This is a genomic window from Pedobacter sp. NO84, from assembly GCF_059703915.1.
Window position 1 is genome coordinate 1283025 of the sequence record NZ_AP046575.1, and the last position, 13918, is coordinate 1296942.

Below are 13918 nucleotides of genomic sequence, written 5' to 3' on the forward strand. Positions count from 1 at the left end.
GGTATTTGCTTGGAAAAATAGGCTTTGAAAAAAAATTAGAAATTCCCTGCTAATCGTTTAGATTTTCTGCGCGGAACTACAATTGATTGATCATTTTCAGCCACTTCAAAAATACAACTATAAGAAATGTTTCAGTATCTAATTGTTTGGTTGCCATAAATTGGTCGGCTTTTTCTTGAATAGCATTTCTATTAAAGTATTCGCTACTTTCTTTTTCATTTAGAATTGAAATTATCTCTGAATCTAAAGCTTTGGCAACCCAATCATACACAGGTAACTGAAAACCTTGTTTAGGTTGATCAAGGTAACCTGCTGGTAATTCTGATCGGTAGGCTTCGATCAAAATACGTTTATTGCCCGTAGTTTCATAACTTTGAGAGCTTGTACTGTGATTTACCTTATTGCTTTTTCTGAACTTAAACTCAGATGGCAAAGAGAATAGTAGTTCTACTATCTTATGGTCTATTAAAGGAAATCTTACCTCTATTGATTGGGACATTGAAACGGTATCCATATCTCTCAACAACTGACTTAGCATATATGACCTTATCTCATAATAGGAAAGTTTATTGCTCAGCGACATTGAATTACCATTATCAAATTTGAAAAAATCTTTGATTAGATTGGGTTCGGTTAATTCATAATCATTATTTAATAATTTTGAAACCCGATGGGGCGAAATGATAAAGCGGTGTCCCAAATATTGAAATTTTTCGTTTTTGCTCCCCCCTATTAAATTATTAATATGGTTTAAAAATTTAGTGTTTTTATCGTGGAACAATCTGTTTCTTAAGAGCGAATCCCCAAATATATTGGTGGTTGATTTTCTGGAAAGGAAATTGTACGCATTGAGATTTCTGGGATAACCCATCATTAGTTCATCTCCACCTAGTCCGCTCAAGGCCACGGTTAGGTAATCCTTGCTAGCTTTAGAAACAAAATATGTGTTCAACCCATCCACTGAGGGTTGATCCAGTGCAAAAATAAATTTGTCGAAATCTTTTTTCACATCCTCATACCCTATCAATACGGCATCATTTTCATAGCCAAAGTGAGTAGAAAGTTCTTTTGCTTTTTTTATTTCACTAAAAAATCTTTTGTGTTTATCTTCAAATCCGATGGTACAGGTTCGTATATTATCGATATTTTGTGACCTCAAGTTGGCTAACATAGAAACACTGTCTATGCCACTACTTAAAAAAATACCCACCTTTCGGTCAGAAATCATTCTTAATTTTACAGACTCTTCGTATAAGCTTTTGAATTTTTCTATGGCTTCTTCAAAGGAAATGGATGTGTTGATGGTAGTAGGAAATTCCCAATATGGGACTATAGTTAATTTATTGTTTTTATATATAAAATAATTTCCAGGCGCTAGAGATATCACATCAGTTATCATGGTATCAGGCCATTGAACCGCACCATATAAAAAGAGATCAGCAAGTCCTTTTTTATTGATCTCTTTTTTGACCCATCCAGAAGAGAGAATCGCCTTAAGCTCTGAGGCAAAGACAAAAAGACCGTCTTTTTTGTAATATAAAAAGGGTTTTATTCCCATTCTATCTCTGGCACCGAACAGTTCTTTTGTTTCTTTATCCCATATTGTGAAAGCAAACATCCCCCTCAAATGCTGAAGTAAATCTTTGCCCATCTTTGCATAAAGTTTTAAAAGAACTTCAGTATCCGAATTGGACTTAAATTGTTCGCCTGATAAAAACTCTTTTTTAAGAATGTGATAGTTGTAAATTTCTCCATTAAATACGATCACATATCTCCCATCGTCTGAAATCATGGGTTGATGGCCTGCCATGCTAAGATCCTGAATAGATAATCTTGCCATCCCAAGTTGCACTCCTTCTTCTCCCCAAACCCCATCATCGTCGGGGCCCCGATGTTGCATGGCACATACCATCCTACCAAGCTGTTCGCTCGTTCCCTTACCTACAATCCCGGAAATACCGCACATTTGAAATAATTATTTGTTTGATGAAGCACAGATTTATAAAAAGCATCTCGAATGTACAAATAGAAAAAATCGAATACCTAATTTTTTTTAAAAAAAAATTAAGTTTTCGCTAAAAAGAGTTTGTCGTTTAACACTTGTCTGATTTGTACCTCATTTAATTGCTCGTCAGGTTGGATTAAAATCCCTTTCACACCCGCTTTTTCGGCCGCGAGAAGATCTCGTGGCTTATCTCCGATCATTAAGGATAAAGATGGATCTATATTATAGGCATGAATGGCCTCCAAAAGCATTCCAGGTAAAGGTTTTCTGCACAAACAGACCGAAACCGATGGGTGGTGTGGACAATGATAGGCAGCAGTAATAATTACTCCCTTAGCTTCAAAAGCGCTAAATAGAATTTGATGCATTTTTGCTAATGTTTCTTCAGTATAACGGTTCAACGCTATTCCGCCTTGGTTAGTAATCACGATTAGTATATAACCCTCATCATAAAAACGCTTGAGTACGGGAATTTGATAGTGCAACACTTCAAAGTCTTCAACTTTACAGATGTAATCGTAAATTTCATGGTTCAACACACCGTCTCTATCTAAAAATATGGCCTTGTTTTTCATTGTGGCGAAGATACTTATTTAAGCTTAAAAGACTAAATCCGAAAAACGAGTAAAATGGCTACTTTTCACACTTTATGTACATAAAACAAACTTTAGCATTTGCATCTACTTTTCGCTTTCTGCTTATTTTTAGTAAGTTTATCTTAACTAAACTAATCATACATGAGTAAGGAAGAATTTAAGCCATTTGTACCCGCTGAAAGCAATATGGCAGAATTTACCATAAAATCTATTTTATTAGGTTCAATTGCGGGTATCATCTTCGGAGCGGCAACAGTTTATTTAGCACTAAAAGCGGGACTAAGTGTTTCGGCCTCTATTCCGATTGCCGTTTTAGCTATTACATTGGGCAAAAAATTTTTCAAAACAACTATTCTAGAAAACAATATTATTCAAACCACTGGATCTGCTGGTGAATCGATCGCATCCGGTGTAGTTTTTACCCTACCCGGTTTCTTATTTTTAAGTGCAGGTTCAAATGGGGTGAGTTCTGGCGAAGTATATTTTAATTACATGGCCATCTTGATCCTAGCTATCCTTGGCGGGATTTTGGGAACGCTAATGATGATCCCATTGCGCAGGTCGTTAATCGTAAAAGAGCACGAGAACCTTCCTTATCCAGAGGGAACCGCCTGTGCGTCGGTATTACAGGCTGGCGAGAAAGGCGGCAGTTTTGCTCGAACCGCATTCTGGGGCTTAGGGTTTTCTTTAACCTATGCGCTGCTACAAAAGGTATTCCATGTAATTGCCGAAGTACCCACATGGGCATCGAAACAAACTAGCAAATACTTGCCATCTGCCCAGGTTAGCGGCGAAATTACTCCTGAATATATGGGTATTGGCTATATTATCGGGCCAAAAATTTCGGGCATATTGGTTGCTGGTGGGGTATTGGCCTGGTTAGCCTTAATTCCACTATTGTCTACCTTAATAGATCCGTTAACTGCTGCCAAACAATTATACAAATTAGGATTGCTGGCAGATCTAACCAAACCTGGAGGGGCAGGAAATTGGGATCCAATAACACAAACCTTTGCTGATTACCCCCGGGCAATCTATCAGGCATTTGTAAAACAGATTGGAGCGGGCGCAGTGGCGGCTGGTGGATTTATAACCTTGATTAAAACCATCCCCACCATTATTTCATCATTTAAAGAGAGTTTGCTTTCTATTAAGGAGGTGAAAGCAGGAAAGGTTGCCAAACGAACCGATAGAGACTTGTCGCTAAAAGTAGTGGCCATTGGAAGTCTGATGTTGATTATTTTAATGGCAGTTTTGCCGCAGATACCTGGTGATAGCATCCTCAACAAATTGATCATTGGCGTACTTGTGATCGTGTTCGGAGCATTTTTTGTAACAGTCTCAAGTCGGATTGTTGGCTTGATTGGCAATAGTAACAATCCCATTTCGGGAATGACCATTGCTACAATTATGGGCACGTGTTTAGTGTTTATTGCCGTTGGGTGGACCGGTAAGTTATACGAACCTATGGCTTTGGTAGTTGGTGGAATGATCTGTATCGCAGCTGCAAATGCCGGCGCTACTTCTCAAGATCTAAAAACAGGATATTTGGTTGGGGCTACTCCAAAATATCAACAGATAGCCCTATTTATTGGTGCTATTGTATCTTCGATAGTAATTGGTTTTACGGTAAAAATATTAGATACACCAACAGCTCAAATGCTTAGTCAGGGCATACATCACGCGATTGGAACAGAAGCCTTTTCGGCCCCACAGGCAACCTTAATGGCCACATTAGTTAAAGGGATTTTAGGGAATGAACCTGAATGGCAATTATTGTTAATCGGTGCTTTTATAGCCATTACGATAGAACTTTGCGGCATTAATGCCCTTTCATTCGCGGTGGGTGCTTACTTGCCCCTATCTACTACGCTACCGATTTTTGCTGGCGGTGCAATTAAAAGTTTAGTAAACTGGCGTGAAAAGAAAAAAAATAAAGCAGATGAAGATGACGATATAGCTCCAGGAAATTTATTTGCCACGGGGCTGGTTGCTGGGGGTGCTATTGCAGGTGTAATTGTAGCTGTTCTGATGGTTATTCCGGCGGTGCGCGATAATTTGAGCAAAATAGACATTGGTCCTGATTCTATAAGGTGGTTTGGAGAGGGTGGTTATCAGATTTTAGGGGTGATGTTCTTTCTCTTTATGGGATTTGCGCTGTACAATATTGGGATGAAAAAGCGGGAAGAAGTGTAGCGCGCATCCGTATTCAAACACATAAAACATAGAACACATAGAGGCTTTGATAGCTCTGGCCTCTACGTAATGAATACCTTATTCAGATCTTAATCGGTTATTTTAACTCAAAACTCCCAATTAAGCTCGCTTTAGCTGATGAAGGGCCTATTAAGAGGTGTACCTTGCCTGATTGTGTAAGCATCTCATCTTTGCTAGCATTATAATGCTGGATATCAGCAGGAGTTAATTTGAATGAAACACGTTGTTTTTCATTCTTTTTTAAATAGATCCGTTTAAAGCCCTTCAGTTCTTTAAGTGGCATATCTTTACCCACTTGTTTGATGTAAAGCTGTACCACTTCATCGCCATTGTAATTGCCTATATTGGTTAAGTTAAAGTTAATCTCCAAAGGTTTCTTGGCAGTAAGTATAGGCGTCGAAAGAGTTAAATCGCTATACTTAAATTGCGTATAACTTAATCCGTAGCCAAATGGATAAAGTACGGGTTTGTTAACATATCGGTATGTTTTGCCTTCCATACTATAATTTTCGAAAGCGGGGATATCATTAATGGATTTATAAAAGGTAATGGGCAACCTCCCAGCGGGATTGTATTTACCTGTAAGCACATCTGCTAATGCTTCGCCACCCCTCTCGCCTCCGTACCAAGTTTCTACAATGGCATCCATGTTCTCCTGCTCCCAATTAATGGATAGTGCGCTTCCATTAAGCAATACCAAAACAATGGGCTTACCTAACTTTTTAAGCTCTTGGAGTAATTTGTTTTGGATGGCTGGCAGATTAAGGTCGGTTTTATCTCCTCCCAAAAAACCAGGTACTTTTAGTTTGAGTTCCTCGCCCTCTAGTCGAGGTGAAATTCCTCCCACAAAAACAATAACTTCCGCATTTGCTGCAGCAGAGATCGCATCAGCGAAATCTTTCTGATACTTATAATTTGGTGTATCAATTACATTGCATCCCTTCGCATAACGTATAGTAGTAGTTTTAAAAGCATTTTTGATCCCTTCTAGGGGTGTAACGATGTGTTTAGGAGTACCATTATAATTGCCCAACAAAATTTGTGCATCATTGGCATTGGGCCCAATCACGGCCAAGCTTTTTAGGTTGGTTTTAAGTGGAAGTAAATTGGTTGAATTTTTAAGCAACACTATCGATTCTCTGGCCATTTGAAGTGCCTGTAACTGATGAGCTTCATTATTAACCACCGAGTAAGGAATTTTCGAATAAGGATTAGAATCCTCAGAATCAAAAACCCCAAGTTTAAATTTTGCACGCAATAAACGGGCGACAGCGGTATCGAGTTCGCTTTCTCTTAATAAACCCTGTTTAATGGCAGGGATTACGGAGCTTCCATAACCCCAGCATTGGTTATCTGAACCCGCTCTAATGGCCTGAGCTACCGCTTCTACGCTATCTTTTGCCGTTTTGTGGAACATGAAGAAATCGTATACTGCACCGCAATCGGTAGCTACGAAACCTTTAAAGCCCCATTTATTGCGCAAAATATCATTCAATAAAAAGGCGTTGCTACAACAAGGTTTGCCATAAACGCTATTGTAGGCACACATAAAAGAATACACATGGCCTTCTTGGGTTAGCATTTTAAAGGCTGGCAGATAGGTTTCCCAGAGGTCTCGTTTACTTGGTTCAACATCAAATTCGTGCCTAAGCGGCTCTGGTCCGCTATGCACTGCAAAATGCTTTGCTGTTGTAATGGTCTTGAAATATCTGGGATTATCGCCCTGCATACTTTGTACAAAGGCAACCCCGAGCTTACCGGTAAGGTAAGGGTCTTCGCCAAAGGTTTCGTGGCCCCGTCCCCATCGTGGATCTCTAAAAATGTTAATATTGGGCGAATAGAAAGTTAAACCTGTATAGATTTTTCGGTTTCCTTCTCTTACAAATTGGTGGTGTTTTGCACGAGCTTCATCGCTCACCATTGTTCCCATGGTAAACATTCCTTTTTCATTAAAAGTTGCGGCCAAACCAATAGCCTGAGGGAATGAAGTAGCTAATCCTGCTCTTGCTACCCCATGTAAGGCTTCGTTCCACCAGTTATATGCCGGAACCTTTAGCCTGTCTATTGCCGGCGCATTATTATTCATCTGTAACGCCTTTTCTTCTAACGTCATTCTTTTGAGCAGATCTTTGACCCTTGTTTCTAGCGGCAATTGCTGATTTAAATACGGTTCATTTTGCGCAAAGCAACAAGGAGATCCAAATAGGAGAGCGAAAAAAAGAAGATAGCGAAACATGGGATTTGAATTAATGTGAACAATTAAAGCGTATCAATTTACAATTTTCTATAGTTTAAAAAGCGCGTATATCTACATTCAAACTTGAATCTACAATTAATACCCTTATAAATCAATAGACTACGCTAATAGCCTAAAAAAAAATTGCATGGCAACTCGCATACTCCTATATTTGCACCACTTTAAGGCAAACGAAACATTTTAATTTAAAGTAGATTCCGTAGCTCAGCTGGTAGAGCATTACACTTTTAATGTAGTGGTCCTGGGTTCGAATCCCAGCGGGATCACCAGATTCAATATCAAAACTACACAAAACCCTGCAAATCAAATGATTGCAGGTTTTTGGTTTTAGGGAAAACACTAAAACATGCACCAATTCCCCTATAAATGGTGAGCGATTCGGTGAGTAGTTTTAGAAAAGTTCGCGAGTCACCGAATAAGTTATAACTAATTGTATTACAACTAGTTCAGTAACTGTACATCTTGTAAACGTCATCCTGCAAAGCTAATTTTACGTGAAGAAAATTAACATATAAACATGATTTAATTGAACTCTATGTTTTGATATTTATTTAAATAAATCAATTCAATTTGTCTGGATTGTATTTAACTTACTAAGAGTCTTTGGACTTGATGGGAATTCGTAAAATAGTCAACTATTTATCAATAACTTATAGCCAAATCCCCTTAGATTAATGATTTCGATGGAGCGATCTGTTTGTAAATGTCTCCTAATCTTAGTTATAAAAACATCCATTGTTCTGGCATTATATGGATTATCCTCTCCCCATAGCTTCTTCAAAACTATTTTCCTATCTAATAACTGGTTTTTGTATTGAACCAGTAGATATAAAAGTTCACTTTCTTTGTGAGACAGCTTTATAACATTTTGGTTACCGTCAATTAGTTCCTGTCGTGCGACGAAAAAAGAAAAACTATTAATGGTCAGAGGTTGTGTTGTTTCTGGTTCGTTGTCGCTATTGCGGCGCAGCAATTCTTTGATACGCAAGACCAATTCTTCCAAGCTGAAAGGTTTTTTTAGGTAATCATTCCCGCCCATATGATAACCTTCTATAACATCTTTATCCTGTGAACGAGCCGTTAGGAACAAGACTGGAATATATTTTTCGGTCTTCCGGAGTTCCTTTACAAAAGTAAAACCGTCCATAAATGGCATCATCACGTCTACGACACAAAGATCAAAAGTAGATTGAAAGATGATCTCCAAACCGATACGGCCGTTCTCTGCATGCATGACTGAAAAACCATGATGTTGCAAAGTTTCGCTTACAATCTTGGCGAGTTGCATCTCATCTTCAAGCAATAATATTCGGGCTGTTCTCATCTTGCTAATGGGAGTTGAATAGTAAATGTAGTTCTAGCAAACTGGCTATTGACCGTGATGCTACCACCGTGTTGGCTGATGATGTCCCTTACGTAGCTTAAACCAAGTCCGTAGCCTTTGACATCATGGATGTTCCCCATCGGTACACGAAAAAAACGTTCAAAAATTCTATTTTGGTATTTTTCGGGAATGCACGGGCCAGTATTAGTGATTTTTAAAACAGCTTGCTGCTGTTTACTATACAATTGAACCTGAATTACCTGATTTTGCTCGCCATACTTTATAGCGTTATCTAAAAGATTTGCGATGACATTTGCTAAATGAGCTGCATCTGCTTTGACCAAAATAAATTTTTCTCTCACATCTAAGTTTATAGATACATTGGCCGCTTTCAATTGTGGCTGATATTGCTCGATACAAGTGTTTAAAACATCCCATAATGAAATAACTACACGGTTAAGGTGGATCATCGTTTGTTCACTAAGCATGCTTTTTAATATCTGATTAATGAGGTTGGTCAGGTTTCTTGCCTGATAGCGAATGATACTTAAATATTCTTCTGTTGATACCCTACTCAGCTTAAGATCCTGCATCGCCTCTGCTGCGATGCTGATAGTTGCTACCGGTGTTTTCAATTCATGGGTCATGTTGTTTACAAAATCATCTTTCAGCTCTGTTAATTTCCTTTGAGACAGCAAGGTTTTAACCGTATGGGTGAAACTGGCTATCGTCATACCGATCAAAATCATGGAACTAAGAAGTACCCATTTCATTTTTTCTAAAAAAATGAGGTTCGGATCAGGGAAAATAGCTTTCACTGCCCAGAAAGGCGTGCTAAAGCCATACTTAAACATTTGAGTTGAATAAGTCCCTTCCTGTCGGACATTATTACTAGTGGCAAAACCATTAGACTCATATGTTGTCAATTCTATATTGAATTCATTATTGATATCTATGTGGTTAAGTTCACGGTTGTAAAGCTTTATCAGTTGGGCGACGTTGATCTTGTCCGTTCGAAATGCCCTTGCTAAAGAATCACCCAATCTTTCTGTATAAAAATATGCTGAACCAGATTTAAGGTCACGTTGAAGAAGTGTTTTGGTAAAATGATCTATGAAATACATTTTTGCTGCAGGTGTAATCTGTTTCAGGTGCTGGTTAAAATCTTCCAGGCCTATTGGAAACGGCGGCCTGTTTTTATAGGGGGGATGTTTATCTTTAATATAGAAAACGGTCGATTGAGCCGTGTCGTTGTAATGGCAGGATATTTCAATCAAGCTGGTATCGCTAAGCCATTTTTTATACCTTTCCGTGAAATCAGCACGGCGGAGGTCCATTAGTCCAACAACCGCTTTTTCCAGTGAGCTGTTGATATTGCTTTTAAAGACCCTGCTATCGCTTTTATAGGATTGGTAGTTCCAATGTAATTGCAGACCTACTAAAAAAAGCGTGCAAAATGCCATTAACAGGATGGTCAGATTTATTTTGTTTCGCATCTCCCTGCAAATTACGAACTGTCCCGGTCAATCTATACTAGTTAACACTAATTAACACTGCTTAACGCCGATTAGTACTTACTTATCTCGCTGGCAGATAATTTTGTACCATGATAGTTTATAAATATATAGCCAGTTTGTTATGCTTGCTCATTAGCAGCGGCACGTTTGCACAAAGTGTCAATAATATTACCATAAAAAACGGTAAAATGGCCTATTTGCAGAGTGATTCATTGTTTATTGAAAACATGACCATACCCCAAAAACGCCTCTACATCGATAAAGGTCTGAATGACAATGGCAACCAGCGGTTCTTAAACTGGACACCGGATGGAAAGTTTTTGATCTTCGAAAAAAACTCGGAGCTATTTGTTTTCAGCGTGCAAACGCGGGTGTTGAAGAAGATAAAGCACCGCTTACAAGATTCCTTGATCCTGTTTACCAACTACCAAATAGAGCAAGCTGCTATCAATGATAGGCAACAACTATATTTCTCTGCCGAGCAAAAAGATGGCGGTGCCAAAACCCTGCAGTTGTTCAGGATAGATATTTTAGCTCAGACCATTGCAGCACTTACCAGTGATACCGCCAGCGTTGGAAATGTAGGCATAAGCCATAATGGCCATTTCCTGGCCTATTCAAGTTATCGTTATCTAAACAAAAGTGCCCGATCTGTGTTGCATGTCACGAATCAAAACGGCTCTGCAATCATCCCACCGATCAGTTTTGAAGATACGTTCTTTAGGAAGCTAGTCTGGTCGAGGAACGGTCGTTTTCTGTTGGCGGTGGCTGAAGGTAACAAAGCAATGCTATTCCGCATGGATGCGCTGAATAAAACCTTGACCAGGGTTACCATCAAACTCGATGATGGCGAAACGGCGACAGGTTTTTATGATGATAGCAGTATCGTTTTCACAAAGATCGTGAAAGGGGTCAAACAGACAGGGATACTCAAACTATCAAGCAATCGCAAAACTATTGTCCTGTCACAGAATGAAACCTACCTGGGCAATCAGGTTGACAAATTCAAAGAGGACATGCTTTACTTTAGGGAATCAAGAACCCAACCTAAAGCTATCTGGCGAAAAGAGCTTCGGTCGAAAAAAAGTACGCTCGTAAAAAGCTTTGCCCAAAGTAACCCACTGGGCAGCTATAATTATGTCACCAAATTGTATAAGGATGGTGATGGGGGAATGTCATCTGCCTATATCTATATGCCTTCAAACTACAATGAAGACCGGACCCTGCATCCGGTAATAGTTATTCCTTATGGTAATTACAGAGATGAGTATCCCAAGTTGGAGTACTTCTTATATGAGCACTTGTTTGAATACCTGGCAAAGGGCTATATCATTATATTTCCAAATACAAGGGGCATCAGTTCCCAGGTTCAAAAAGATGAATATGGAAAAGTTCAATTGAAGGATACCGAGCTATTGATAGACCAGGCGGAAAATGAATTCAGGATAGACAAAAGCAGATTATGGGTAATGGGGCATAGCCACGGTGCGACAATGGCCTACTATTATTTAACGCATTCAAATACTTTCGCCGGCGGAATAGCGATCAATGGTGCCGCAGATTGGATCAAGCAGGCTGAATTAAAAAGAATGTCTGGCTTACCTGCTGGGATGGGGGGAGATCCAGCACAACTCCATGATAAATATCTTGATTATTCTCCCATCGAAAATATAAAAAACTTAACTAAACCATTCCTGATCGTTGCTGGTAAAACAGATACACAGATTCCATATGATATTAATGCAAAGGCTTTCTATGAAGCTGCAGCGAAGAAAAATACACTTTGTAAGATTTTGTTGTTTGAAAACGAGGGACATTTGATAGAAGATGTCAAAAACAGGCAGTTGCTTTGGCAGGCAATCAATAAATTATTAAGTGAGAATTAAATCTCATGTAAATAAACCTAGTTATTATAATAATTGTCGAGCCATAACATTGCTTAAAAATTAGTGAAAAAATATTTTGGGTGATCTTTGTAATTTTTCTTAACTTTAATCTATAGCATTTGCAGCTAAAACGTATAATAAAAAGGTGAGTGATTCGGTGAGTACTAAATCCAAAACCTCCCAGATATTGAATAAACGCTAAAAATTCGACTAGGTTCGAATCCCCGCGGGATCACAAGCACCTCTTTATGCAAATGAAAGGGTGTTTTTGTTTAAAGGGCTTTCCCCTCAAATTGCCCGCCGTATTTTCGCGCTTAGATAATGCTATTGAGCGGTGTACCAATTAGAAGCATGAATATGCATCTTAACCCTAAACCACATTATCGGTAGGTTAACTCTTGGTAATATTCAAATACTGCACAAAACCATACATCTACTATTTCAACCACCGCCTTTACTATTTTATGGTTTTAGTTTCGCTATTATTACTACAAGTTTGATAAAAATTAAACTTCACATTATGAAAAAGATAATCCTCATATTTCTCAGCCTCATTACAGCGCTATCTACAGTAAATGCGCAAAAAGGCATTAATTTTTCTCACATTTACGCTGCTGGCGGGAAACTTGTCATGTGTGTAGACAGTTCGGCCAAAAATGTATTCTATTCAAATAAGTTCCCAAATCAGCCCCGTACATCCTTTAATTATTTACCAGATGTAACTAATTTAAGTATCCAGATTTATTTAAGAAAGACAAACAATGTACAGCACTATAGATACACCATTTTAATCGATAATAAGCCGATAGTGGTAAACAAGGCTATCGATAAAGCACAACTAAAAGATGTTGACATGCCAGACGAAGTATTCAGCTCTACAACACTTGGTACTTTTCCTATACGTGGCAAAATCATTACAACTTTAATCTACAGCATCGAAAAGCCTCTCGATATCGACAAATCTGTCTTTTACGGAAAGCCTATTCCAAAAGCCGAAATCAAAGGTTTTTCAAAGCGTTTCGAAACTGATAAAGGCGTTGATTACAATTGGATTACGGACCCAAAGCACAGAACAGACCTTATTCTTACCAAAAAAGATGATGAATTAACAATTGTTAAAAACCGATCAGATATTGATTATCTTTATTATACCTCAATAATAGATAAGCAAACCAATAAAACAATTTTCCAATCAACTGCTTGGGAATATGGCGGCTACGTTGATGAAGAACATGAGTTTTCACCTTATGTAAAAATCGACAGAAACATTTTCAAAAAATCAGGAGAGTATGAAATTATCATTCAGCCATTTATTAAAGGAAATACTTCGGCAAGAGATATAGAAAAATATTCTACCCGATATACGCTCTTTATCACGTTAGATGAAGAAAATTATACAAAAAGAGAACTTTTGATATGGACGCTTGTCGCGGCATTTGCCATCGGACTAGCCTTTCTTGTTATGCTTTACTTCATCAAAAAAAGAAACAAAAAAAAGTTGGCAGAAAAAGAGCAGCAAAAAAATACGGCAAAACTTCAACTAAACGCTATTCGTTCGCAGTTAAACCCACACTTTCTGTTTAATGCACTCTCTGGAATTCAGAATTTAATGAACAAAAACGAAATAGACAATGCCAATAAATACCTTTCTAAATTTGCTCGGCTAACACGCAACGTATTGGATGATAAAGAACTGATAAGTTTATCGCAGGAAAAAAAATTATTAGACGACTATCTACAAATGGAGCAGTTGCGATTTGGCTTCACGTACGAAATTAATCACTCCGAAAACTTAGGTTTGGAAAACATAGAGATACCCAGCATGCTGCTGCAACCTTTTGTAGAAAACGCGGTAAAGCACGGCATATCGAAAAAAGCTTCAGATGGAAAAATTGTGATTACATGTATTAAGCAAATAAATGACCTGGTGTTAACCGTTACTGATAATGGAAATGGATTCGACACCGACAAAAATAGCAATGGTTTGGGCTTTCCATTAAGCGATAGTAGAATAGAACTCCTAAATAGTATTTATAAAGAAAATCGCTTTACTTTAGATATACAATCCACCACTAATGGCACTGAAATAAGGTTAACATTAACCGATTGGCTATAA

The 13918-nt window shown here is 38.2% G+C and carries 8 protein-coding genes and 1 tRNA gene; 4 read left to right on the forward strand and 5 right to left on the reverse strand.

The genetic code is table 11. The features are described from left to right. Window positions 1-76: 76 nt before the first annotated feature. Both asnB and AC6H0V_RS05645 read right to left on the reverse strand, forming a co-directional pair. Window positions 77-1966, reverse strand: coding sequence for an asparagine synthase (glutamine-hydrolyzing) (gene asnB, locus AC6H0V_RS05640; protein WP_497562739.1), 1890 nt, complete (start codon window positions 1964-1966; stop codon window positions 77-79). A 98-nt stretch (window positions 1967-2064) separates the two neighbouring features. After that, complete coding sequence (locus tag AC6H0V_RS05645; RefSeq protein ID WP_497562740.1) at window positions 2065-2580, reverse strand: D-glycero-alpha-D-manno-heptose-1,7-bisphosphate 7-phosphatase; 516 nt, start codon at window positions 2578-2580, stop codon at window positions 2065-2067. 162 nt (window positions 2581-2742) lie between these two features. On the opposite strand from AC6H0V_RS05645, the gene AC6H0V_RS05650 reads away from it, so the two are divergent. Then, window positions 2743-4797 carry an OPT family oligopeptide transporter gene (locus AC6H0V_RS05650; protein ID WP_497562741.1) on the forward strand — a complete coding sequence of 685 codons (2055 nt, stop codon included), beginning with the start codon at window positions 2743-2745 and terminating at the stop codon, window positions 4795-4797. Between the two features lie 97 nt (window positions 4798-4894). Here AC6H0V_RS05650 and AC6H0V_RS05655 read toward each other — a convergent pair whose 3' ends face one another. Next, a complete protein-coding gene (locus AC6H0V_RS05655; protein ID WP_497562742.1) occupies window positions 4895-6931 on the reverse strand; it encodes a glycoside hydrolase family 3 C-terminal domain-containing protein in 2037 nt (678 codons plus the stop codon). Window positions 6932-7268: 337 nt separating this feature from the next. Between AC6H0V_RS05655 and AC6H0V_RS05660 the strand changes: the two genes are divergently transcribed. Continuing rightward, window positions 7269-7344: transfer RNA gene (locus AC6H0V_RS05660), tRNA-Lys, on the forward strand. 362 nt (window positions 7345-7706) lie between these two features. On the opposite strand, the gene AC6H0V_RS05665 is transcribed toward AC6H0V_RS05660, so the two are convergent. Continuing rightward, window positions 7707-8399, reverse strand: a complete 693-nt coding sequence (locus tag AC6H0V_RS05665) for a response regulator transcription factor (RefSeq protein WP_497562743.1) — start codon at window positions 8397-8399, stop codon at window positions 7707-7709. Continuing rightward, entirely contained in the window at window positions 8396-9895 is a 1500-nt protein-coding gene (locus AC6H0V_RS05670) for a sensor histidine kinase (RefSeq protein ID WP_497562744.1), read from the reverse strand. The genes AC6H0V_RS05665 and AC6H0V_RS05670 overlap by 4 nt, the downstream gene beginning before the upstream one ends. A gap of 110 nt (window positions 9896-10005) precedes the next feature. Here AC6H0V_RS05670 and AC6H0V_RS05675 point away from each other — a divergent pair, with 110 nt between their 5' ends. Together AC6H0V_RS05675 and AC6H0V_RS05680 are read left to right on the forward strand one after the other, a co-directional pair. Next, entirely contained in the window at window positions 10006-11802 is a 1797-nt protein-coding gene (locus AC6H0V_RS05675; protein WP_497562745.1) for a S9 family peptidase, read from the forward strand. Between the two features lie 520 nt (window positions 11803-12322). Next, complete coding sequence (locus AC6H0V_RS05680) at window positions 12323-13918, forward strand: sensor histidine kinase (protein WP_497562746.1); 1596 nt, start codon at window positions 12323-12325, stop codon at window positions 13916-13918.